This window comes from Pseudobutyrivibrio sp. OR37 (assembly GCF_900113655.1).
GTDB lineage: Bacteria > Bacillota > Clostridia > Lachnospirales > Lachnospiraceae > Pseudobutyrivibrio.
In genome coordinates this window covers 1-24,198 of sequence record NZ_FOQF01000006.1, presented here as the reverse complement: position 1 = coordinate 24,198, position 24,198 = coordinate 1, and the positions used below count along the sequence as shown (strand labels likewise).

The following is a 24,198-nucleotide window of genomic DNA, read 5'->3' as shown; positions in this document are numbered from 1 at the left end:
TTGTTTTGCCCGAGGTATCAAGTGATATAGATCCACCCCGGTTTTTTCTAATGTATGGGAATTTGACGATAGGGAACATTAATGATATTATGTAGATACAAAAAAGAGCTACCGATAGACGGTTTAGCCCGATTCATAAAAGACGTTTGTAGCCGTCCTAGTTTCTCAGGCAGGGGCGGCTACTTTTTTGTTTTGCTATCTCGACCAATTTTGTAGCCGAGTGCAAATGAAGTAAATAATAATCCAGTAATAGCTACAAAATCTGAAATTGTAAACATAAAAGTGTACCTCCGCAAGTATTTCCGCTCTATGACGGATTATCTTAAATAGGGTTATCAGTACCCTAGTCGAAGGCTATACCGCCTACCGTAAATGGTAGCTCCAGCGATTATTATACAAAAACCACCTCTATAAAACAATAACAGCCAAGGTAATCCTGACTGCTAAATAATATCAACCTGCATATCAGCTTGATTTAGTATTATCCATTCTTCAGTTTTCTCTTCAGTATACAGACCATGACTATATATAGCGTTTATTGTGCTACCACCATTCTTGCCTAAATCTTGGCCTTCATCATAAAAAGCATTTGACAGTATTGCTGCAGATACCATTGAGTGTTCTTCTTGATATTTTGAAAATTCGTATCCAATATCATGATTCCAACCTATAACAAACATTTTCGTTGCAAATGTTTTGTTATGGCCTCGCTCAAGAGCAATCTTATATGCTTTTCTTGCTACTCCCAGCATGTGATGCAATCTATCTTCTGATATACCTATATACTTAGAATCTGGCATATTCTATTCCTTTCCTGCGCTGTGTTATTTGTTTTTATTTACTTATAATAGTAATAGTCTTATCTTCTTCTAAATAATGGAAAATATTTTTATTCAATTGCCCAAAACAAAATAGGTTGTTATAATGAATATAGGCAAAGAAACGAAGTTAATATACTTAACAATGTTAACGCAAAAAAGCTAGGAGTTGCGGCTCCTAGCTTTTTCTATGTCTTGCTTTCAAAACGTTTTTTTATTTTAAATAATAGAGACTATATATATTTTTTTTCGTTGTGAATTTTTTTACTAATCATCAAATTCTATACGTTGCATAAATTCCAGTGGCGTATATGCCGGTATAGAGCTCTTTATGAAGTCTTTTACATTTCTTGTGATAATAAAATCAGCACCGACCCGTTCAGCTGTTTCCATCTGTACGGCATCTTCAAAGTCTTTTTGCTTTTTCATAAGCGCATTTTTAACATCTTCTTCGGTTAGATCCTCAAAAGTAAAGATTAAGGAAAGAGCTTTATAAGTTTCTTCGACTTTCTCAGGAGTAAGCTCTTTTCTCAAGATATACACCATGTTCATAAAGGTAAGTACAGAAACATATCCTGTGACTTTACGAGTCTCACACAGCTTCCAGATGATAGCAGAATATTTACAGTGCGGTTCTCTCTTTTGAAGAACATCGAGTATTATATTTGCATCAATCAGTAATTTCATATTTTTCTTTTAAAGCTTCCTCTCTAGCATCGTCATAATCATAATTGCCCTTTAATAATCCTGTGAGGGAATCTGTAAGATAAGATACTGTTTTAGCTTTTGGAATAAATCTGCCTACTTCCTGTCCGTTCTTAGTTACGATAACTTCATTTCCATTTATGATCATCTGCAAGTATTTGCCAAACTGATTTTTCATTTCTGTAGCGGTTGCTATTGCTTCTACCATAATAATAGTCTCCTTTCTTGTTAGCTAATTTAATTATATCATAAATTAGCTAATATTTAATCATGTATAATAAACTTGAAAATACCTAGCGTAATAAGTTATATTTGATTAGCAAGATTTATTGACGGGGTTTATAACATGTTTGACATTTTAGATTGAATTGTTATAATGAACATAGGCAAAGAAATGATGTGATTATTTCTATACAAGCTAACAAAAAAAGCAAGGAATGGCGGTTCCTTGCTTTTTCTATGCCGTTTTGGTCAAGGTGGCTTATGCCTTAGGCTCATTGCCATCGTCACCTCTGTCGAGCCATTTGCAAATGTAATAGGCGGTTACGCTTGCCATAACAGAGATTAGAAATGATGTGATAATTTCCAAGCCAACACCCCCTTCCTGTGCCTGTCTAGGGGTGGCAACGCCTATCATTATATCATTTATAGATTATTCCCTCTACATTATTCTATATTAAAAAAAATAATATTTTTTTCAAATTTCCCTCTATTTTGATACCCTTTATCTTTAACCCTGACATTATTTAATATGTAAACAACGTTACAAATACTTGACAATAATAAATTTAGATAGTATTTTGTAATTATTAGTAAAAGAATTTCATTATTTTGGAGGTCTAAAAGATATTATGAGAAAGAATTTTGTAAGAACACTCGCACTTGTAGGTATGGTTGGTATGATGTCATCAACAGGACTTGTAGCACACGCTGCAGAAGCTCCAGCAACTCAAACACAGGTAGTAAAGCAGAACCTTAATGCTTCAGTTATTGCAAAGGTATTTGATGCTAAGTATTATGCAGAAAAGAACGCTGATGTAGTAGCAGTCCTTGGAACAGATCCAGCTACATTACTTAATCACTATATGACAAGTGGTATTTACGAGGGCAGAGATGCTTCTGCTACATTTAACGCTTCTATCTATGCACTTGCTAATCCAGATATCAAGGAAGTTTATGGTGATAATTTAGAGGCTTATGTAGAGCACTTTATCCAGTTTGGTGCAGCTGAAGGCAGAATTGCAACAGGCGCACAGATGGCTAGTGCAGATCCTGCTACAAAGAAGGCTATTTCAGAGTCAATTTCAACAGGTAAGGAGAATCAGTCAATCCCTTCATTTATTGATGCAGCTTCTCTTGATGATCCTGACTCAACAATCAATAATGCTTGCGTAAATGATAAGACTGGTCAGCATTATACATTTGGACAGCTTTATAAGGGTGATGCTCCTGGTCAGTACTTCAGAGCTGGTGAATGGACACCTGTATATGATTTTGCTGAAGTAGATGCATATTATGGAAACACCGCTGAAGATAGAGCTGCAGAGTGGGCTAATGGTGAGGGCCAGGCTTATGCTCATGAAACAGCTAATATAGACTATTCATGTGGTGGTGAAGGGACTCCAATATTTGACTAACAAATATTTCTCATATAAACCTCTTTAATTATAAAAGACCTTAGAGTAAATTCTCTAGGGTCTTATTTTTTACTTTTGTAATTTATCGTATTGTGATTTGATACGTTTTATATATAGCAAGTTTATTTTATATAACTAAGTACTTGTTTGCTATATCAACTATTTCTGGTCTTGGTGGTAATGGTCTCTTTGAGTAAATCATTTTATTAAAGAAAAAAGGGTCAACTTCTATTTCATTTTCTGAATAAGTATCATAAGTCCCATTGCCATCAGGAATACCTATATGTAATTTTAGATACTCCTTAAGTCCAGATGTTGAGTCGCCTCTAAATTTGTAATTAGATACATTAAACATTAATTCTAAGTATCCGATTGTACTTTCTATTCTGTATAATTGAATACCTGTTTTTGTTTTTCCATCTGGAACTAAACTTATCTCTTTTTTGCTTTCTAATAATTTATATATAGGGCTATCTTTTTCAATCTTTCTTTTAACAAGCCCAATTCCTGTCATGCAACGATCCATTATATAGGGGACGTTTTCTCTTGTGACATCATAAGTCATATAGCCAGGATGTGCCATATAATCTCTAGCGATTCGTTCTGCTAAATTGTCTGATATAACAAGGCCTGTTGTTTTTCTAATGATATATATACATTTATCAAAGTAATCGTGAGCTAATTGTAATATTTCTGTATTAATGGGAAGCATATCCGCTGGATTATCTATTGAATAATGGGGAGCTTTCTTTTTTGTTGTTTCTACAAAATCATCTAATGTTACATTATGAATTTTAGATTTTCCTAAATGATATTTTACCTCAACCATGTATTGACCTCGGGTTTATTTGTCATAATTAATACTATAATTGTACCAGTTTATTCCGTAGCGCTCTTCAATTTGTTGCCAGAAGGAGTTACCTAATTTAGGGATTTGCTCAGCTTTTTCAGCAACCAATATACATTCTAAAATCGTATCAAGCCCAACTAGGCATTTACCGCATTCTGTTTCTAACTCGAAATAAGCCTGATGTGAAGTGGCTATAAATTCTAAATCCTTCTCTTCTATTGCATTCTGATAGACTTCATTTGTAAATGTAGCTATTTTATTCATATCGAATCTCCTTTGTTTTTGTATTCTTGGTTGATTAAGGATGTTAAATAATTTTTAGATAACATACATTTTTAATTCTTCGCAGCTTGGAAGTGATAAAACAATTAGCTTTTGTTATCGTCAAGAAAATGAGTTAGATGATGCAACTATAGCAATGTCATTACATTCTTCGAGAGCTTAGTCGTTCACAATATAATAACCATTAGATAATACAGATTGATATTCTTTAAAATCTAAAATAGAAACAACCTGTCGCTCTAATGCTCCGTTTTCTATTTGACGGTCACAAATAAGCTTGTGAAGTTTCAAATTTGAAATTTCAGTTCTACCATCAGTGTTTAAAACATCTGATGTAATGTTTGTAATATATACTTTATTCATAATTTACCTCCATAATTCACTGTGTTAGCGTTAATGTGATACACTATATCTGCTGAATTTAGCATTTATTCAACTGATTAATTATTTCTTTAATTGCTTCTTTATCTGATTTGTTTAGCTGTGCTTTATTACCTGTAGCATCATATTCCGTTTTAGCTAAAATACCGCAAATATCGTATTTATTATGTATAAGCTTATCATCGAATAGCTGTTCAACTGAAAAACTATTTTGGGGGCCACGTATGTCGAGAAGAACATAATGTATTTCTTCATATTTATTATTTGCCTTAATGGCCGAATCAAATGATATATTATCACATTCTACCAAAACTAGTGCTTTTGTTAATAGAATTTCCATTATTTCATCCGGTGTATATTGTCCAATGTTATCATTTATTAATGTCTCAAGTCGGTCTCTTAAGTCGATAGGACAATTAAATGTTGTTTTTACTGTTTCTTTATTATTATTTTTCATATTGTGCTTCCTTTTACTAATCATTATTTTTCAAACTAAACACAAAAACCACCTGCCTTCAAATTCAAGTAGCAAGTGGTTTTGTATTTATTTTATTAAGTTACTATTAGTATCTGACCTCTAAAGTATCAAATCTAATAAATGTGTAAGCATTAGCTGGCTCTGAATCATCAGTAGCTGCATAGGTTTTTGTAGAAACTCTAGCGTCTATTGTTAAATATGCACCATTTAGCTTTGAGTCATCGATGTATCCTTTTGACAAATCAATTTTTGATGAAATAGTGCCATGATTTTTATTTGTGGCTATTGTATTACCTTTTCTATCCTTAAGTAGGATATTTAAGTCTTCAAGGTTTTCACTATAAGCATACTTAAGTGTTATGGACTGCGCACCTGCTTGAATATATCCAGCTGGAATTGTAAAGCTTACAGATGTACTAGCTTCCTTATATATACCACCCCATTTAGCCTGTGATTTTGAACCTGCAGCATGAACTGTGTTAGTTCCTGTTGACTCATTCTTACATGGATGAGCTTTTGGAGTACCTGTAATTTTAGTGTTACCGTTTAATTTAAAGGAGTTACCGGATTGTCCACTTAAATAAACCACTCTTCTAAATTTTTGTTTAGTCAAAGGATCTGTACAGTTATATGTAATCTGTGTACCATCTGCTGATAACTCAGGAATTACATCAGCCTTCTCTGGCTCAAGTGTATGTAAGCATTTCTCACAGACATGCTCAAAATGAGCTCTAGGGTAATGTGTTACACCCTTTCTTACTTCACTTTCCCATACAACCTTTGATGTATATTTATGGTTTTTAATCGCACAGTCTTTAGGAGCTCTGATTGTGTAGCACCAGTTAGGGAAGTCGATTGTTGCAGAAGTACTGCCACCACCGTAACCAAGACCATTGTAGTATTGATATTGTGTCGAAGAAAGGTGAATTACTAGTTTAGCAGTTTTTCTTTCATTCGAAAGCATCTCAAGATCACCTAAATAAAGAGCTGTACCAATTTGCTTAGCAGATACTTTTGTATCCCACTGTGTATCAGTTCCGCTATATGTTCCTGTATAAGTATTTCCATCAGTACCGACAAATGAATATTTTGGATTGTTTCCTTTAATAAAAAATGTTTCGTAATCATAGTCTCCAGAAGATACTATCTTACCGTCCTTAATGACTACTCGACCTGATGAATCCATCTTAGGTTTAAAACCGAAATATCCAGGTGAAAATGTAAGTTCTTTTTGAGGGATAGTACGTTCATCTGTTTCAATCTTCATTGTGGTTAAGTTTTTAGTACTATTTTCTGGAGCTCCCTGAACGCCGCCATTATCAGCATCATGAGCAGTAAATGCAACTGTTTTTGGGAATAGAATGTATTTTGCATTATCTGCAAACATATTTCCAAGAGAGTTATCAACATCTACGCTTGTCCAATGAGTTGTATCCTTTGATGGGTTTACTAAATCATAACAATAAGACCATTGATCTGTATTTTTATTAGGCTTAAGATCTGCAAATTTGCCCATGTCCTCCCAAAGATCATTTGTATAATCCTTAGAAGTATTAAAGCAACTAACTGCTAACCAATTATTCTTATCGTTTGCTGGCTCTTTGTAAGTGTATGATGTAGACTTTTCCCACTCAGTCTTATTTGCAGATGGCTTTTTAGTTTTATCTGGATTACTAACTAATGCAGTATAAGTTGCATTGCCATCTTTTACTAAGTCACCTTTATAATAAGTATGATCCTTTTCCCATGAGACAAAATATAATCTCTTTGTACCAATATATTTATAATATTTACGATCTTTTCCTGTTCCTACTACAATATATCGTCCATTACTGATATCAATAGACTTTTTATCCCATGTGATAGGATTTATGCTAGAGGTGTATACGTTCTTAAACAAGTGGGCTACTTCTCCAACAGCATGTTTTGTTATATCGCCATTCTTGTATTGCTTATTTTTATCCCATGTGTCAAAACTATATGGATAATAGCTATTATTTCTATATATCTCATATCTGATTAAGTTGCCCTTATCGTCTGCAATAGGTCTAGCGATATAACCATATCCATTTACAGACATTTCCTTATCAGACCATTTTGTGGCTTCAGGAATTGCCGAAATACATTTATAGATTGACTTATTGTCAGTTCCTTTAACGTATTCGCCAGTTTTGTATCCGCCTAAATAGCTGTTTGTCCAACCATTTTTAAAGAATATTTCATTTGTATTTGGATGTGCATATAAGCTAGTTGTACCCTTTATAGAAGCAGAATAAGTTGTACTGGCCGTGCCATCTTTATGTTCTTCTTTAGTGTTACTATATGGTTTATTTGCAACCATAATTCTTGATCCAAGTAAACCTGGCTCAGCACCTACGCCCATGTGTTTATTCTTAAAGCGTGTAAGATAATCTGGGTTATCTCTATCTTTTCTATTGCAATAAACCTTATTTGTCTTTGATGCATATTTTAAATAAGCATCAGCTGTGCCATTTTTCATTAAAGCATAGACAATAGGATCTGTGCCCTTATTAAACTCGCTACCGCATTCAGCTCTGTAGGTACAATCAGATTCACGTTCATGCTGTCCACACCAGCCACCTGCGTATTCAATAAGTGTTACAAGGTTATCCCAGCCATCAAGACCAACAATATTAATGTTATTGTTTTGATTAAGCCACTTACCACCGCCAAAACCTGAGTTTACAACATATTCAAAGAAGCGATTTCCAAGACCTCTTTCATTATTAGAGGCATAAGAGCTTCTGGCAATTAAGTCATATACCTTAGGATATTTAGCAGCTATTGAGCTAGAACTTCTATCAGCATAATCGGTATATAGCCAATGTGTATATGATTCTACCCATTTATTTTGCGCTTCATTTAAGTAAGGCTCACCATATTCATCTACTTCTTTATAGAAGCTTGCAAGACATGCTAAGATGTACTTGTCGTACGAATATCCATTGTACTTTACAGAATCATTGTTGAACATATTATTAGGGTCATCAATTGTAGTTCCAATATATGTTCCGTCTGCTGTAAGTTGAATGATACCTTTTGCAAATCCTTTATATTTTTGAGGATTGCTTAAATATGTTGTAACAATAGTCTTCATAAGGCCATTTGTTTTTTCTGTATCAGCAGCCTCATATCCTGGATATCCAAGTAATTCAGGTAAAAATTCCTTATTGGCTGCAACTGTATTTCCGAAGAAACCATCAAAAATAGTGTTATAACTTAAATTCTGGCCTCTTGATGAATGTGAACCAGATGCATCTGAATAATCTGAATAGTATTTATCGGACCATTCACATATCAGGGACGCATCCTTGAGCCAGTACTTGGTTGGACAACACACCACTCTATCGTGGAATATCACGGTAAGACATATTTGTTCTATCATGATTGCGAGATTTCAGGTGGCATCAACCACCGTCGTAATGTTAAGTACTGCGAGCTTGAGTACAATGCTGATGGTACTATTAAGACTATTACACCAGAGTATAAATAAAAAGGCTTCTCCCTTTTAAGGGAGAAGCTGTCACCGCAGGTGACTGATGAGGGTCACCTTTATAAAACCCTCATCCGTCTGCTGCGCAGCCACCTTCCCCCTTAAAAAGGGGGAAGGCTTTTTTAGTTTTCAGTTTCTTTATTATCTGTTACTTCCTCTGATTCAGATTCTTCCTCAGCCTCAGAATTCTCTGACTTGTCGTCCTCAGAATCGCTATCATCAGAAGCATCGTCATCATCTTCATCCTCAGACTCATCAGAGATGTTAACCTCTAATCTACCACCATCCCAGGCGTCGTTTCCATCTGGGTCGATGGCGAAGGTGATTTCGTCGTTCTTCTTTACTTCATAGTGCTCGTCGAATGTAACTGTTCTATCATCTGAGAAGTTGCCCTGTGTAACACCGCCAAGCCACTTCTTTTCAACTCCGTTTACGAAGATTCTCATGCAGGTTCCGTTTGCATTTGGGTCTGCACTGTTAGCAAACTTTGTGTAGCTTCCTTGAACATGAATTCTTCCATCCTGAGCTACTATCCATTTGTAAGCTGCATTTCTGCCGTTACCTGGCTCTAGACAATCAGCCTTAAGCTCTGGCTTACCGCCATTAAAGTATCTATTGTTCTCGGCATCGTATGGAAGCTTTTCAAAATTCTTGCCATCCCAATCACATGTACCATAGAACCAGCCGTTTTCACCCTGAGCGCCAAAGCCTTCTGCCAATGTTGTCTTGTTGGTTCTGTTGTCATCTACTACAGGCTCCTCTGGCTCTACTTCGTCAGCATCCTTGATTGTAATATCAAGCTTTCCGCCATCGTAGCTGTCATTGCCATCTGAATCGATAGCAAACATTACCACATCACCTTCGTGAACAAGGTATGCCTCATCAATTGCCTTTACAACATCTGCTGCAAAATTGCCCTGGATATCTCCACCAATCCACTTCTTTTCTTCACCGTTGATGAATATTCTCATACATACGCCGTTAGCTTCTGGATCTGCACTGTTTGCAAACTTAGTGTAGCTTCCCTTGATGTTGATTCTGCCAGTCTTTGCAACAACCCACTGGTATGCAGCGTTGCGTCCGTTACCTGGCTCTACAAAATCAGCCTTAAGCTCTGGCTTGCCATTATTAAAGTATCTGCCCATTTCAGCATCATAAGTAAGTCTTTCAAAGTTCTTGCCGTCCCAGTCGCACATGCCGTAGTACCAGCCGTCAGAACCCTGCTCGCCGAATGCATTAAATAGATTTGTATTATTCTCTCTAGCTTCTTCCTCTGGTGTCTTTTCCTTTGCTGCATAAATGCTAGCTGAAAGTCTTCCTGCATCCCATGCATTATTTGATTTAGCATCGATTACAAATGAAATCTTGTCTCCTCTTACAACATCAAGCTTTGTAAGCATGATTTCAAGCTTGTTGTCATTGCCATCGCCTCTAAATGCCTCTACATCCTGCTCTAACAAAATGTCATTATTCTTATAAACGCTAACCTTTACGCCATCAGGATAATTTGGATTTGAATCGTTCTGACCAAACTTAACATAATCAGCAATTATATCGATTTTTCCATCCTCATAGGCAACCCACTGATACATAGCAGGCTTATCCTTGCCTGGATGAACGTAGTCCTTCTTCATTTCAAGGCCTTCGTTTTTAGTAGACATATAGGCTGTGCCATCAGCGTTAAGATATGTAAGTACCTTGGCATCGGCAGGTGTTTTGCCTTCAAGGAACCACCAGCCATCGGTGCCCTGTGCCATTGATGTAAGTGCTCCAAGAACTGTATTGTTTGTGCGCTCTTCATCACCTACAACAACCTTTATCTCGTTTGAATCTGCGATGTCGATGTTGAAGCGTCCACCGTCCCATGCATTGTTTTTGTTGCAGGTTACTTCGAAGGTGATAACATCTCCAGCATGTACATTTAGCTTTTTAATATTTATAGGCTTTTTATTGCCCTTATCTGAGCCTCTTGGGCAGGTTACTGTTTCATCAATGATATTGTGGCGATTGATGTAAACGCCGATTCTAGTACCATCTGGCCAATCCATATTTGGATCTTCATTACCAAATTTGGTGTAATCTCCAGTTATATCAATCTGACCATTTGCTGCAACTACCCATTTATACATGGCATTTGCATTAAGTCTAGGCTGTACAAAATCCTTCTTAATCTCAAGGTTCTTTTGCTTTCTTGAAATGTAGCCCGAACCGTCCTCGGTCTTCTTCTGAAGAATCTCAAACTTTTCAATGCCACGGCCTTCGCAGTAGTACCAGCCGTTGCTTCCCTGTGCACCAAAATCCAGAGCAAGGTTTGCAATATTTTTACCGCTCTTATTTACCATAGGAACAGTCTTAAGCTCGGCATCCTCAACTACAAACTTAAAGTTTCCACCATCATAGGCTGTATTGTCTTTGCCATCAACCAATAGAGAAATGCAATCTCCTGGCTTGACCATAAGGCCGTTTACTGATAAATCCTTTGTAACTTCGCGGCCTACAACTGGTGCAAAGCTTTCCTTTTTAATCTGCTTGTCATTCTTGAAGATGTAAACATCTACACCATCTGGCCAATCTGGATTTTTGTCCTCGTTCTTGTGCTTAGTGTAATCTGCAAGCACATCTACAGAGCCTTCCTCATTTGCCACCCATTTAACTATGGCTGAGCGACCCTTGTTTCCTGGCATGATGTAGTCACGCTTGATTTCTACGCCATCGATAGTTGTGTACTTATCATTCTTCTTATAAGTTTCAAGATTTACTGCATAGTTAGGATTCAGGTAATAGCCCGACTGATAGCAGTATCCATTAGCACCCTGGTTGCCGAAATCTTCCTGGGTGGAAGCATTGTTTGTACGCTGACCACCGAAATAGGTTACATCCTTTTCGGTCTTTCCAACCATAGGAGTGATTCCCTTAATTGAAAATTCATAATTTCCAGCATCATAAGCATTGTTAGATTTTGGATCTACAACCATTGTGATGAAATCGCCCTTCTTAACATCTACTGATGCTACATCAAGGCGCTTTGTGATTTCTCTTAATCTGTCTGGGGCAAAATCTTCAGTTACAAGGGGTTTATCGTTATGGAAGATTGTAACGATTGTTCCATCTGGCCAGCTTGGATTCTTATCCTCGTTTTTAAACTTGGTATAAGCGGCGTCAACCTTTACCTTGCCGTCCTGAGCAACCTTCCATTTAATAACTGCAGATTTGCCCTTACCTGGATTTACGAAATCTCTTTTGATTTCCAAATAGCTGGAATCAAAATATCTTTCTTCTTCTTTTTCAAAATTCATTATGTTGTAAGAATTTGTAGCTTCGCTTGCAAATCCATCCTGATAGAACCAGCCGTTTTTACCCTGCTCACCAAAATCGTATTTTGTATCAGCGAAGTTTTGTCTGGTTTCTGTCTCATCGATAGCCACATCAGCCTCAGTCTTGGCCCCTGTTCTATCTACAATGTCGATATCGAAGCAACCACCATCATAAGATGAATTGCCACCTGCATCTACCACAAAGTAAAGCTCATCAGTTGTTAAAACATCAAGGTGCTTCTCTCTGAAGGAAATTTCATTTTCACCTTTTCTTGGTGCAGCGACCTTTTTGCTAAACAGCTTTTCATCGTTCTTGTAAACAGATACGATAACGCCATCTGGCCAGTCAGGATTTCCATCGTTCTGCTCGAACTTCTTGTACTTTCCTCTTACCTCTACAGCCCCATCAACAGCAGGCTTCCAAGCCAAAATCGCATTGTCGTTGATAGCAGGATGAATGAAATAGTGGCTAAGGACAAGGTTTGGAGATGTTACATTCATAAACTCTCCATTGTTGTCTGTGGAAACAAGCTTTGAATCCTTGCCTGTTTTTCCGAAGCGATAGGTCCAGCCGTTCTGTCCCTGGGCGCCAAAGTCCTCAATGGAATTTGCATTGTTATCTTTTCTTGCCACATCATTGATGGCTGATGGTCCCTTGGCATCTACATCATTTATGGCTACATATAATGAACCACCATCGTAGGCATTGTTCATGTTAGGATCAACGATGAAGTAAAGGCTTTCAAGCTCGTCTACTGATAGGTTGCTAAGCTCCTTTTCAACAACAGTTTCACCATCAGTTTTAACATCTACCTCATATCTACCGATGGCCTCATCGCCCTTGTACACATATAATGTGACACCATCTGGATAAGATGGATTTTTATCCATATTTACATTCTTTACATAAGTAAGGCTGACATTTATATCACCCTTTTTAGCAGCGCGCCATTCAAGGATTGGTGCTGTGCCTTCTGCAGTGTGGATAAAGTTTGATTTGATTTCCATACCTGTCTTACCAAGCTGGAAATACTTTTCCCCATCAAAATTTTCCATTCTTTTTGATGCTGCAGGATTTGTTGCTGTACCGTATCTATAGAACCAACCGTTGTTTCCCTGCTCTCCAAAGTCAGCCACATTGAAGGCATTGTTTGTACGGTTTTTGTCGTCTACAAATTCTGGCTCCACATAATCATCTGCCATAAAAGACTGTGGCCAGCCGCCTGCCAAGGCAACGATTTCATCCTTGATAGTAATTTCGCCATCGCCTGACCCCAGTGCCATAGCGCCCGCAAGGCCTGCTGCTGCAACTACTACCACACCACCTGTGGCAAGTAGCTTGGCCTTAAGACTAGCACCCAACAATTTCTTAAACATATTCTCCCTCCTATACTACCTACTTATAAAGCTTTGTATCCTTGAAGGCCACTGGGGATTTAATGCTAAACAATCCCCATTGGCCTCCCTGTGAAAGATACATTCTCGATGTAAATGCCACCTCATCATTTACATAGCAAACACACACGCCATCGGCAATAACAGCCTTTATATTAAGCTCCCCTGCATTTTTTATATCATAGTCTAAACTAGACTGTGCTACTGTTTGCACGATGTCGCTGGTGTTGTAAAACTCGATTCTATTTGTAGCTGCATTAAACACAATGTTAAGATTTCCAACGCTTTCATCATTTGTGTTAAAGCAAAGTCCAAACATACCATTTTCATCAAAATCCGAAACTGTAGTTTCAAGTAGGTAGCTTCCCATAATATTTTTAAAACCAACTACCTCATAATCATTGCCGCTAAATGAATAGTTTCCAGCCTTTTCCTTAACTGATTCTGTCATCTTCACTGGTGAAAACTTGCATTCATTTTTCAAGGTACTCTTGATGCTAGGATTTAATACAGGATTAAGTGTTCCATCGCTATTTTGATTAAGTAAGTGAGTGACCATATTTCCGCCCCAGTCATACTCATCAGCATCCTGGTGATTCTTCTTTGTTCCGCACCAACCAACTACATAAAGATTATCTCCATCTGTCTCTAAGCGGCCTGCATAAAAACCATTACAGTCAAACACATCATTAGCTGGCTTTTCAAAGGTTCCATTTAAACTATCGGATATACGATAATGAACCTGTCTATTTGGCCACTGGTCTGAAAATGACAGATACCATTTGTCCTTGTACTTAAGTACTGTAGGACATTCCATGTTGGAATCGTTTCCCATATCGTTTTCAAAGAAGATTCCCTCATCCTTCCAAGTTCTTAAATCATTAGAAGAATACTTTGCTATAACGCCATTGTTGTTAGCTCTTGTTGTGATAAACATGAGATAGCATTTATCTTCCTCTGAATACATTACGTAAGGATCTCTGAAATCGTCCTGTGAATAATTACCGCTTCCTGTAAAGGTGTCATCTGGAATCTTATCCCAGTTTTCCATGTCCTTACTTGTGGCATGCATTACTGCTTCCTTTGGCGAATAGGTATCATTGTGCCCTGTGTAAAAAGCATGATAGATTCCATCCTTATCCTTGATTACACTTCCTGTACCAAGGGCAATATCCTGACTCTCAACTGTTTCACCGTAATTTATAACTACTCCCTTATCATCAAAACTGGAAAAATCCTCGGTCTGAATTAAGCCCCAAGGATGATATCCCTGTTTGCCATTTCTTTGGTCAGCCAGATAGAAAACATTGAATTTTCCATCATCATAAAAGGGCATTGTGTCACCGACAAATCCTTCTATTGAAGCTGGGTAAAACACGTAATTACTCCACTCCTCTCCTATGTACTTTTCTTCATCTGTGTCTTCCACATTAGAACCTGCGCCACAGCCTACCGCATTTACGCACATGGCAGCTAGCAGAAGCATCAAAACAACCTTCTTCATATTCCCTCCTATAGGTGCATTTGCACTACTAATTGTTACGTATAGTGTACATTCATGTTACATTTAAAGCAATATTCTAATGCATTTGCACATTATTTTTGTGAAATATGTGATTAATCAAGGGTTTTCTTTTGGTGAAAATTACAACCAGTGTAATTTTACAATGTTACATTTGACACATTGGCGCATTTTCAGTATCATTATTACTAGATTTTACGCAGGAGAAAATTATGGGAAATAGAGTTACTTTACAAGAGATAGCAGATGCCTTGGGACTTTCTAGAAACACTGTTTCAAGAGCACTTAACAATACAGGAAATGTATCAGCAGAAACCAGAAATAAAATATGCCAGACCGCTATGTCTATGGGCTACAAGCAGTTCAATATGGCAGGGTTCACTCAGCCTGCTGCAATGTCTGGGGAAGCAATGGCTCCCGCTGATAAAACAGAAATTGCTTTATTCACCCAGGCTTTCCCTGGCAGCTCTCACTCCGGAACAAAGCTTTTAGAGGCCTTTCAGCACAAGATAGATGCGCTAGGCTACAAGCTTTCTATAAACATCATTCGCGATTATGAAATCAACAACATGTGCTTTCCAACCAACATCGACATTGAAAATGTTTCCGCAATACTTTGCATGGAGCTGTTTTCAGAAAGCTACTGTGAATTCCTTTGCAAGCAGAACATCCCGCTTTTGTTTGTGGATACTCCACTTAGCCAAAGATGCCCTATTAAGGCAGATGTTATATATATGGAAAATCTTTCAAGCGTTCACCACATGCTTGATACCATGATTGACAGCGGCTGCAAAAGGATTTCGTTTATCGGCGATAGATTCCACTGCCAGTCCTTCTATGAAAGATGGCAGGCTTACGTTTCAGTCCTTACTGACAGAGGCATTGCAATAAATATGGATAGCTGCATACTTGCAGACGACAGCAATCCCTACTCTGACACAACTTGGCTTAGCCAACAGATTGCTTCCCTGAAGCAGCTCCCTGATTTATTTTTCTGTGCCAACGACTTTTTAGCTATGTCTACAATCAAAGCAGTGAAATTGTTAGGGAAGAAGGTCCCAAAGGATATTCGTATATGCGGATTCGATGATGCCCCAGAGGCAAGCCTGATGGAGCCTAGCCTTACCACCATCAAAATCCATTCCAGCTCTATGGGCTATATAGCAGCAGATTTGCTTCTTGCAAGAATCGCAAATCCTGCCATGCCTTATAAAAGAACTTATATAGAAACAGATATTATCTACAGAGAATCAACAGCTTCCGAGTAATTACTCAGAAGCTGCTTCTTTTTTATGAATCTGATCAAGTATATCAATCGCATCACCTGACCAGCTATCCTTATGAAGTTCGTATTGTAGTGATTTCTTTGCACTACGCTTTACATAAAAAAGAGCTTCGCCATAAATGTGAATTGTCACATCATATTTTTTTTCAAACAGTTCTGATAACTGCTTTTTCTCCTTTGAATCTGTTGTATCAAATCTTGTGGCACCAGTAACAATAAAGCTGGTGTTGATATGATAAAGCTTTAGCAGACGCTGAATGTATTCTCTTGAATATAGGCCTGTGGTGTAAACCCAAATATCATAGCCATCATTCGCCAGATGATTGCACACAGCTGGAAGCCCCTTAAGAAGATGCTCCTTGTAAACATTCTTAAATGGGAAGCCTAATTCCTTTTCAACATCCTCACTTACTGGCTTTTTAAACATTACCTCGTCCAGATTAATAGTTACGCGCTTGTCGAATTTAGAATTATTTAACATCTGGAAAATATCATGGCTATTAGTAAGGTTTACGATATTAATTGGAACTTTCTTCTTGCCTATCCTCATATAAGCTGCCCAACGATGATGACCATTGAGAATCATGTAACCATCAGGATACATTTTTTCTACAGTAATAGATTTATCTTCTAGACCAGAAAACATTCCATCAAATTTATCTTCAACCATCTGCTGCACATATTCATTGATTATTCGATAGCTAGGTCCTACCGATGGCATACAAAATTCATCCTCTGGATTTGGATGAAGCTTTTTATAGCTAACCCTACGCACCAAAGCTCGCTCTAAAAGACTTGCCTTTAATGGAAAGGCATTACCCCTATACTTCTCTACTTCTCCTGCGATAAACTTATCGAAATCAGTCATTTATAATCCTCTCAATATTTCATTCTTATGAATATTATAATTTTATTTTATATTAATTGGATTTAAATTTGTGATTTTTCTTAGAATTTTTAGATATGCAAAAGAGCACTTCCACAGCTCCTCTAAGGCAGCTATTGAAGTGCTTTTTGATTATTCATGTAATTCTAATGGTAATCCATCTGGATCAAAAAAGAATGTCATTTTCTTATTTGTAAATTCATCTGTCCTGATTGGTTCACACTCGATTCCAAGGCCATTTAGCTCAGCTACAGCTTTTTCAATTTCATCTACTTTAAAAGCCAAATGTCTAAGCCCGCATGCCTCTGGAAATGAAGGTCTTTTAGGCGGATTTTTAGGTGCAAATATCTCAAGCTCTGTTGTGCTATCCACTCTTAAATCCAATTTCCAATCTTCTTTCTGGGGTCTGTAATTTTCACGAATCACTTCAAACCCAAGCTTATTTACGTAGAAGTCCTTTGATTTCTCATAATCCGAAACAATGATAGCTATGTGATGAATTGTAGTTAATTGCATTTTCTTACCCTCTCCACTATTAAATTACTGGACTGTTCTAATAATCCAGCTACGTTATAGCATGTCAATTATATCTATAATTATTCATTATATATTCTAAATCAGACATTTCAACATAAATGCTAATTTGAGACTGTGATTGCTGTGCCTGAACCTCTTCCTGAGCCTGTTTTTCATCCAGCTCATCTGCCAATGTACTCACTGACATTTGGGACAAGGAAAATGCCGCTGCAAGTGTTAGCGCTATTCCCTGCCTAAAAAACCTTTTCTTCTGTGAGCATATTCCGCTTAACAATTCCTGCAATAGTTAAGTGTATTTTAGCTTTTTTCATTTTACGCTAAGCATAGGAGCTGCTAAGATTAAGCTTATACCAAATAAGGAATCAACATAACAATGGCGCAACCACATTTGTGGTCGCGCCATTTATGAAAGAGAGAAATGAAAAAGTTTTTTTACTTGAATATCTTAAATTTTAATGCTGCAATGCCTGCACCTGCTAAAGCAACTATGCCAATTACAGCTACTACAAAGCCTGGATTTGTTTTGCTGTCATCTATTGTTGTGGTGTCCTCTGCTGCAGCTGGAACGGTATCTTCTTGAATTTCTGTTGTATCATCAGCTGTTTCGTTATTAAGTGCTGTTTCTGTAGAATCCTCCACTGTAACATCAGTGCTATCTTCTGTTACCTCCTCTGTAGTATCTACATGCTGATTACTTCTAGTAGTGTTGTTTCTTCCAGTCTTATTGTTGTTTGATATCGTATTTACGTTATTTGCTGAAGCGGTAGGTGCCTGAGCTACTACAGTGCTATCTGCAGTTTTTGTGTTTCCGTTACTTGATGGTGTAGCGCTTGCTGGTGTACTACCTGAGGATGTGCTTCCAGCCGATGTGTTACCTGAACCGCTTTGACCTGAAGGCTTTGAGCCTGATGAAGTATTTCCATCTGACTTGTTATTGTCCTCCTTGCTTGTCTTCTTAACAACTGCTGTGCTGGTACCTACAAGCGTCATGTCTTCAATACTTTCAGGTGAAACTGCCACTGCAGGAGTATAGTCTGGATCCATCTCCTCACTTTCCTGCTCCACTGTTTCTGTTGATATAGAAATATCATCTCCTAAATATCCCAGGTGGAAATCATCGATATTTGCCCATTTACCAGAGGACATATTTCCCCTAATTCCGATTGTAAGAGTTCCATCTGTAACCTTAATCTTTACTGCATATAATTCGTATGGGCCATCACCTCTTGCTATTGTATCTGTATATGTATCGCCATCACCGTTTGTAGCATAAAGACTTAGTGAATCACCTTCTGCATAATCGCTATGACCGAAGGCAGAAAGAATATAATAGCCATTATCAAGGCCTTCAAGATTCTGATAGGTATCAACCTTGAAATCACTATTTGCCCAAGGTGCAAGGTCATAGGTGCCGTGGCTTTGATTCTTTCCTGTTCTGCATCCGCCTGCATCACCACCATTTGACCAGCCACTTACTGACTTTCCATCGAAGGTAGGATTGTTGATAGTAGATGTCTTGTCATCTCCAAATCTAAGACTAATATCTATGCTCTTAGTGCTTGATACTGTAATCTTTCCTGCTGTTGTAGGAAGGGAAGTATACTGCTTGTCCGGTGTAGATGTCGCAACGATTACATACTCTCCACCAGGCAGTGATTCAAACTCAAAATGACCTTCGGAATCTGTTCTAGTCGTAAATCTATCTCCGTACTCTGCCTCATTAGGGCGAGCGATTACAAGAGCATCTGAAACTGTATCTCCACTTGTGTTTCTTACTGTTCCTGCAACCTTGCCAAGCTCCTTGCCCATCATGGCGTCAGATTTAACTGTAGTAAATCCAGCTGCCACCTTTGTCTCGGCTTCACCGCCAGAAGCAAGTGAATATCCGCTCAAAGAATATTTGATTGAATAGCTGCCCTGGTTTACATCATCAAAGCTATATTCACCATTATCATCAGTGGTAGCTTCAAATTCCTTGCCCTCGCCTGAAAGTTCAACCTTTACTCCAGCCAAGGCCTTGCCTGCTTTAGTTACTACTCTGCCCTTTACAGTTCCTGTTGTGCTGATAGCCTTGATAGCTGCAACTGTGTTGTCTTTAGCAGATTCATCAATCTTGATAGCCACCCCATCACCAGATGCTTCAATGCTGTATGTTCCTGCTGGAATATGCTCAAGCTTGTACTCTGATTCACCTTCCGTTAATGCAACTGATTTTTCAAAATATCTGCCTTCAGCGTCTGTAGCCTTCACCTTAACAGTCTTTCCTGAAGTAGCGCTATCACCAGAAATCTTTCCTGTCAAAGTTCCTGTAGCATAGTCCTTTACATCACTCTTTTTAAAGGTGAAATCATCCGCATAAAGAATCGCCCCATCACCCTTTGCATGAATTCCGATTGTAACCTGTCCATTTTCCACTACTACGTTCTTTAGAGTTACTTCTGTGTAGGCTTCGTTTGCTGTAAGTAACTTCTGTCCGTATGTCACACCCCCGCTAGTAGCATATAAACTAAGGTCGCTGAATCCCTCTGTATTTTTAACCTTTGCTGAAAAATCATAGATTCCATCAGCTAAAGCTACATCCTTTGTAGAGAGAACCGTCTGGCTAATCTGCTCCTCGTAAGCCCCATGGCCTGACATGATAAGAGCATATTTTCCTGTAACACAATCCTTGTTGTTGGTAATGCTTCCATTTCCATCCAGGATTTCTTCATTCCATCCAACAAAATCTGTTACTGTAATTCTATCTGCATCAAAGCTTCCGTTTTTCACGTAATTGTTATCGCTGGCAACCTTCCACTCACCTGTGGATGCGTTTAATTTCCAAGAGCTAACTGAGTTGAAAAATGGCTTTCCATTTTCGTCGAATGAAAGTGGACACCAAACGTTATAGCCATCTCCATTATCAGCAAAATCTGACCATCTGTCTCCGCAGAAGATTACTGTATCCTGCTTTGAACCTCTGACTGTATAAAAGAATCCAGTCTGGCTCACATGACAATAATCATCATTTGCCCCATCCATCAGCTGCATGCTGGTGGTGACTGGTCTTGATTTAAGATACTCATCATCAAGACTGTCAAGCACAAGATAATATCCATGAGATGCGTTCCATCCGTACAAATCAGATGCACACACATAATACTTTCCGCCATATTCAAACATGCAGTTACCTTCACGGCCTGCGCCTGAATATATCATTCTAGATTCATCCAAAGTAACAATGCCGTCATCACCCTTTACTACCTTAGACAAATACATTTTGCCACGGCCACTTCCATAGGAATAAAGCAAATATCCCTGGCCTGTAGCTGGGTCCACAAATACAGTCTGGTCACCTGTGTTTGTTGTGCCGATGTAGCTTTTCATGTTTACACGGTTGTTCCAGGTGAAATGACCATTTGGCTTGTCAGATGTCATAATAAGCACCTGCTTGCTCCAGCCATCTGTCTCTGCCTTAGTGTCTCCTCTGTTAGCATTATCAATGCTATTGTCGGCATCATCACATTCATGCTGAACAAGAAGTGCGTACGTGCCATCTGAAAGCTTGGTCACACCTAATCGTCCTACCCAAGCTGCCTGCTGCCCCTCCATGATTGTCTCGTTATAAACATCCTCTGGAGTAGCTATAATTCCTTCGTCTGTCCAATTAACTAAATCTGTTGATGAATAACATGTGATTCCTACGAAATGATTTTCGCTAGATAACACCTTTGTCTCAGGATAGGTTACTGCTTCCGCGTACTTTACGCCGTACCAGTAGTATTTTCCATCAAACTCAAATATTCCTCCTCCTTGAGAATAGATGAAATTACCATCCTTGTCTTTGAAAAAAGTGTCGTTTGTGATTTGTTGAAATTCCCCATTTTTTGCCTGCACTGATGGCATTGTGCCCATTATAGGCATACTTCCAGCCAGCATAGTAGCAGCGCACAAAAAGGATGCCGCTTTACTAATCTTCCTCATCATTAATCCCCCTAAATGATAGTTTTATTAAAACCTACTAAAATTTTAGTTCTTTTAGTAAAATTTTACAATTAGCCATATTTACTAAAATTCGGTGTGAAAAAATGGCAAAAAATCGCCTTCACACTTTTTCCTTATTTAATTCATAGATATTTGATAAAGTCTATTAATAAACAGCAAAGGAGGCAACATATATGCTAATCAAAAAATATTTTAGAGCGGCTTGTTCTATTGCTATTGCTTTTGCGCTGACATTGCAATCCAGTGTTACTGCCTTAGCAGCCCCTGATTCCTGGAAGGATCCGTCTACGATAGGAAGTGTATCAGCAACTGAAGCCTACAATCTTAAGGATGATTTCTACACTACAATAAATCGCGATTGGCTTGCAGCGACGGCTATTCCTGATGGAAAAGACAACTATGGAGAGTTTAATAGTCTTCAAGAACAAAATGATGCAAATTTAATTGAGATAATGAAAAAATCTGATTCAGACGATTTAGACCAACAGATTTTTAATACATATTATGAATTTCTATCTGACTGGGATACAAGAAATGCTTTAGGATATGCCCCAATAATACCTTTTATTGATTCCATCCGCAGCATCTCTTCCCTGGAGGAGATGAACAAATATCTTGTAAATCCTGATGTAAATGTACTTGAAAACGGAATAGTAAGCTACTATAGCACTGTTTCTTTTGATGATCCATCAAAATATGTTTTAAACCTTTCTGAAAGTGATCTCCTTTTACCTGATGCTAACGACTATACTACACTGTCCGATTTAGGTTCCATATATAAGGATATGTACACTGATACAGCCAGCTATATGCTAAAGCGCATGGGGTACTCTTCAAAGGAAGCAAAGAAAACCATAAAGGACTGTTTTGCCTATGAAGCCCTTCTTGCAAAAAACATGTATACCCAAGATGACTTGAACTCCCTTGATTTTTTCAAAAATATCAACAATGTTCTTCCTTTAGCTGATGTTAAAGCACTCCTGGGAAATTACCCTATCGAAGGTATTCTAAACAGTGTTGGCTTTACAGATATAGACAATGTGGTAGCCGAAAATCCTAAATATTTAGCTTCTGTAGGCAAGCTTTACAACGAAAAAAATCTAGCTCTCATGAAGAATTATTTTATAGTTCATACTGTTATCTATTTTAGTGATATTTTGGATAGAGAGACCTATGAAACAACGGAAAAAATAAAAAATGACGCCTTTGGTGTGTCTGGTATGAAGTCTGACGATCAGTACTATTTAGACACGGCCAAAAATAACCTTATGACAGTTATCGATAACGTTTACATTAATAATTTTACATCTGACAAGATGAAAAAAGATATCGAGGGAGTTATCAAGGATTCCATTGCCTACTATCGAAAAATGCTTATGAATGAGGCTTGGTTGTCTCAACAAACAAAAGATGCAGCTACACACAAGCTAGATTCCATGGTTATACATGCAGTAAAACCTGATAAGCTCCAGGACCACAGCGGTTTAGTACTTATACCAAAATCTGAAGGTGGAAACCTTGTCGTAGCTTCATTAATAGCCATGAAATATTGGGCTCAGGACAATTATAAGAAATATAAAACAACAAAAGACCGTGATGCATGGGATTACGACAGCATGTACGAGGTTAACTCTTACTACAACTTCACTGATAACTCAATCAATATTATTCCAGGTATCTGTGGTGGAGTATTCTACAATGAGGACATGACAAAAGAAGAAATTTACGGCGGCATAGGAGCAGTTATAGGCCATGAAATCTCTCATGCCTTTGATTCAAGAGGCGGACAGTTTGATGCCTCTGGCGCACTGGCTGACTGGTGGACACCAGAAGATAAAGCAGCGTTCGATGACAGAGTTTCGAAGTTAACTACCTACTTTGATAATCTCAAAGTAAGCGATACAATGGGCAACTGCAATGGTGTAATGTTAAGTGGGGAAGCTATCGCAGACATGGCTGGTATAAAATGTATGCTTAACCTTGCAGCAAAAGAACCAGACTTCGACTACAATAAATTCTTCACCCATTATGCAGTAATGTGGCGTCGATTATTGACATCAGAAAATGAGTTGTATCGTATGTCACAGGATCCTCATCCTCTTTCTTATTTGCGTACAAACCTTGTTCTGGCTCAGTATGATGAATTCTTAAATACTTACGGAATCACAGCTACTGACGGAATGTACATTGCTCCAGCTGACAGAATCGCAGTATGGTAAAAAACTCTTTTTCTATATAGTAAAAAAAAGCATGCGTTAAACTATAAGTTGATACAAAATAGTGAATTGAAAAACTAACTTCCAGTCAGCCTTAAGCAAGCCAGAAGTTAATAATGCAAACGAGGAACTAGAAGACAGTCTTGCAATAATAGCAGGCTGTCTTTTCTTTATGTTTGGTTTTGAGTACAATACCTGCTGATGTTTAGAAAGCGGTGCCACTAATGGAGGAACATACCATGACATGTAAATATAAGCATCTAACACTAGACGCCAGACAAGAAATTCAGAAGGGCTTAAAAGATGGAAAGACTTTTACAGAAATAGGAGAAATTGTTGGAAAGGATCCATCTACTATTTCAAAGGAAGTAAGAGCACATTTGATTACTGAACA

General features: G+C 37.9%; 18 protein-coding genes. 4 read left to right on the top strand and 14 right to left on the bottom strand.

Annotation, left to right across the window (positions count from 1 at the left end):
* Positions 1–443: 443 nt before the first annotated feature.
* From BM097_RS04285 to BM097_RS04275, 3 genes are all read right to left on the bottom strand, one after another.
* On the bottom strand, positions 444–800 hold the full coding sequence (locus tag BM097_RS04285) for an HD domain-containing protein (RefSeq protein ID WP_090546240.1): 357 nt from the start codon (positions 798–800) through the stop codon (positions 444–446).
* A 285-nt stretch (positions 801–1,085) separates the two neighbouring features.
* Positions 1,086–1,505, bottom strand: a complete 420-nt coding sequence (locus BM097_RS04280; protein ID WP_090546238.1) for a type II toxin-antitoxin system VapC family toxin — start codon at positions 1,503–1,505, stop codon at positions 1,086–1,088.
* Positions 1,489–1,731, bottom strand: a complete 243-nt coding sequence (locus tag BM097_RS04275) for a type II toxin-antitoxin system Phd/YefM family antitoxin (protein ID WP_090546236.1) — start codon at positions 1,729–1,731, stop codon at positions 1,489–1,491. The genes BM097_RS04280 and BM097_RS04275 overlap by 17 nt, the downstream gene beginning before the upstream one ends.
* A gap of 643 nt (positions 1,732–2,374) precedes the next feature.
* On the opposite strand from BM097_RS04275, the gene BM097_RS04270 reads away from it, so the two are divergent.
* A complete protein-coding gene (locus BM097_RS04270; protein ID WP_090546234.1) occupies positions 2,375–3,160 on the top strand; it encodes a hypothetical protein in 786 nt (261 codons plus the stop codon).
* A gap of 127 nt (positions 3,161–3,287) precedes the next feature.
* Here the strand turns inward: BM097_RS04270 and BM097_RS04265 are convergent, their stop codons facing one another.
* From BM097_RS04265 to BM097_RS04230, 7 genes are all read right to left on the bottom strand, one after another.
* Complete coding sequence (locus tag BM097_RS04265; protein WP_090546232.1) at positions 3,288–3,989, bottom strand: hypothetical protein; 702 nt, start codon at positions 3,987–3,989, stop codon at positions 3,288–3,290.
* Between the two features lie 15 nt (positions 3,990–4,004).
* On the bottom strand, positions 4,005–4,274 hold the full coding sequence (locus BM097_RS04260) for a hypothetical protein (RefSeq protein ID WP_090546230.1): 270 nt from the start codon (positions 4,272–4,274) through the stop codon (positions 4,005–4,007).
* Between the two features lie 177 nt (positions 4,275–4,451).
* Positions 4,452–4,655, bottom strand: coding sequence for a hypothetical protein (locus BM097_RS04255; protein ID WP_090546228.1), 204 nt, complete (start codon positions 4,653–4,655; stop codon positions 4,452–4,454).
* A 58-nt stretch (positions 4,656–4,713) separates the two neighbouring features.
* On the bottom strand, positions 4,714–5,130 hold the full coding sequence (locus BM097_RS04250; RefSeq protein ID WP_090546226.1) for a hypothetical protein: 417 nt from the start codon (positions 5,128–5,130) through the stop codon (positions 4,714–4,716).
* Between the two features lie 106 nt (positions 5,131–5,236).
* Positions 5,237–8,557 carry a hypothetical protein gene (locus BM097_RS04245; protein WP_143084953.1) on the bottom strand — a complete coding sequence of 1,107 codons (3,321 nt, stop codon included), beginning with the start codon at positions 8,555–8,557 and terminating at the stop codon, positions 5,237–5,239.
* A gap of 230 nt (positions 8,558–8,787) precedes the next feature.
* The gene (locus BM097_RS04235) at positions 8,788–13,356 is read right to left on the bottom strand and encodes a hypothetical protein (protein ID WP_090546223.1); all 4,569 of its coding nucleotides are present in this window, start codon (positions 13,354–13,356) and stop codon (positions 8,788–8,790) included.
* A gap of 19 nt (positions 13,357–13,375) precedes the next feature.
* Entirely contained in the window at positions 13,376–14,878 is a 1,503-nt protein-coding gene (locus tag BM097_RS04230) for a glycoside hydrolase family 32 protein (protein ID WP_242944655.1), read from the bottom strand.
* A gap of 230 nt (positions 14,879–15,108) precedes the next feature.
* Between BM097_RS04230 and BM097_RS04225 the strand changes: the two genes are divergently transcribed.
* On the top strand, positions 15,109–16,164 hold the full coding sequence (locus BM097_RS04225; RefSeq protein WP_090546220.1) for a LacI family DNA-binding transcriptional regulator: 1,056 nt from the start codon (positions 15,109–15,111) through the stop codon (positions 16,162–16,164).
* Here the strand turns inward: BM097_RS04225 and BM097_RS04220 are convergent, their stop codons facing one another.
* From BM097_RS04220 to BM097_RS04210, 4 genes are all read right to left on the bottom strand, one after another.
* Positions 16,165–17,049 (bottom strand): ParB/RepB/Spo0J family partition protein, encoded by an 885-nt coding sequence (locus BM097_RS04220; RefSeq protein WP_090546218.1) that lies wholly within the window; start codon positions 17,047–17,049, stop codon positions 16,165–16,167.
* 150 nt (positions 17,050–17,199) lie between these two features.
* On the bottom strand, positions 17,200–17,583 hold the full coding sequence (gloA2, locus tag BM097_RS04215) for an SMU1112c/YaeR family gloxylase I-like metalloprotein (RefSeq protein WP_090546217.1): 384 nt from the start codon (positions 17,581–17,583) through the stop codon (positions 17,200–17,202).
* A 64-nt stretch (positions 17,584–17,647) separates the two neighbouring features.
* Positions 17,648–17,776, bottom strand: a complete 129-nt coding sequence (locus BM097_RS16810; RefSeq protein ID WP_255406616.1) for a hypothetical protein — start codon at positions 17,774–17,776, stop codon at positions 17,648–17,650.
* Between the two features lie 260 nt (positions 17,777–18,036).
* Positions 18,037–21,567: a carboxypeptidase regulatory-like domain-containing protein gene (locus BM097_RS04210; RefSeq protein ID WP_177197367.1), complete on the bottom strand. Its 3,531-nt coding sequence runs from the start codon at positions 21,565–21,567 to the stop codon at positions 18,037–18,039.
* A 194-nt stretch (positions 21,568–21,761) separates the two neighbouring features.
* Between BM097_RS04210 and BM097_RS04205 the strand changes: the two genes are divergently transcribed.
* Both BM097_RS04205 and BM097_RS04200 read left to right on the top strand, forming a co-directional pair.
* Positions 21,762–23,807 (top strand): M13 family metallopeptidase, encoded by a 2,046-nt coding sequence (locus BM097_RS04205; protein ID WP_090546213.1) that lies wholly within the window; start codon positions 21,762–21,764, stop codon positions 23,805–23,807.
* Between the two features lie 236 nt (positions 23,808–24,043).
* Positions 24,044–24,198 (top strand): helix-turn-helix domain-containing protein (locus BM097_RS04200; RefSeq protein ID WP_177197366.1); only part of this gene is annotated, 155 nt, incomplete at its 3' end.

Excerpts from the sequence above, each read along its gene's own strand:
- BM097_RS04285 (WP_090546240.1), bottom strand. The coding sequence starts at position 800 with ATGCCAGATTCTAAGTATATAGGTATATCAGAAGATAGATTGCATCAC.
- BM097_RS04225 (WP_090546220.1), top strand. The coding sequence starts at position 15,109 with ATGGGAAATAGAGTTACTTTACAAGAGATAGCAGATGCCTTGGGACTT.
- BM097_RS04260 (WP_090546230.1), bottom strand. The coding sequence starts at position 4,274 with ATGAATAAAATAGCTACATTTACAAATGAAGTCTATCAGAATGCAATA.
- BM097_RS04275 (WP_090546236.1), bottom strand. The coding sequence starts at position 1,731 with ATGGTAGAAGCAATAGCAACCGCTACAGAAATGAAAAATCAGTTTGGC.
- BM097_RS04255 (WP_090546228.1), bottom strand. The coding sequence starts at position 4,655 with ATGAATAAAGTATATATTACAAACATTACATCAGATGTTTTAAACACT.
- BM097_RS04265 (WP_090546232.1), bottom strand. The coding sequence starts at position 3,989 with ATGGTTGAGGTAAAATATCATTTAGGAAAATCTAAAATTCATAATGTA.
- BM097_RS04245 (WP_143084953.1), bottom strand. The coding sequence starts at position 8,557 with ATGATAGAACAAATATGTCTTACCGTGATATTCCACGATAGAGTGGTG.
- gloA2 (WP_090546217.1), bottom strand. The coding sequence starts at position 17,583 with ATGCAATTAACTACAATTCATCACATAGCTATCATTGTTTCGGATTAT.
- BM097_RS04280 (WP_090546238.1), bottom strand. The coding sequence starts at position 1,505 with ATGAAATTACTGATTGATGCAAATATAATACTCGATGTTCTTCAAAAG.
- BM097_RS04250 (WP_090546226.1), bottom strand. The coding sequence starts at position 5,130 with ATGAAAAATAATAATAAAGAAACAGTAAAAACAACATTTAATTGTCCT.
- BM097_RS04230 (WP_242944655.1), bottom strand. The coding sequence starts at position 14,878 with ATGAAGAAGGTTGTTTTGATGCTTCTGCTAGCTGCCATGTGCGTAAAT.
- BM097_RS04205 (WP_090546213.1), top strand. The coding sequence starts at position 21,762 with ATGCTAATCAAAAAATATTTTAGAGCGGCTTGTTCTATTGCTATTGCT.
- BM097_RS04235 (WP_090546223.1), bottom strand. The coding sequence starts at position 13,356 with ATGTTTAAGAAATTGTTGGGTGCTAGTCTTAAGGCCAAGCTACTTGCC.
- BM097_RS04220 (WP_090546218.1), bottom strand. The coding sequence starts at position 17,049 with ATGACTGATTTCGATAAGTTTATCGCAGGAGAAGTAGAGAAGTATAGG.
- BM097_RS04270 (WP_090546234.1), top strand. The coding sequence starts at position 2,375 with ATGAGAAAGAATTTTGTAAGAACACTCGCACTTGTAGGTATGGTTGGT.
- BM097_RS04210 (WP_177197367.1), bottom strand. The coding sequence starts at position 21,567 with ATGAGGAAGATTAGTAAAGCGGCATCCTTTTTGTGCGCTGCTACTATG.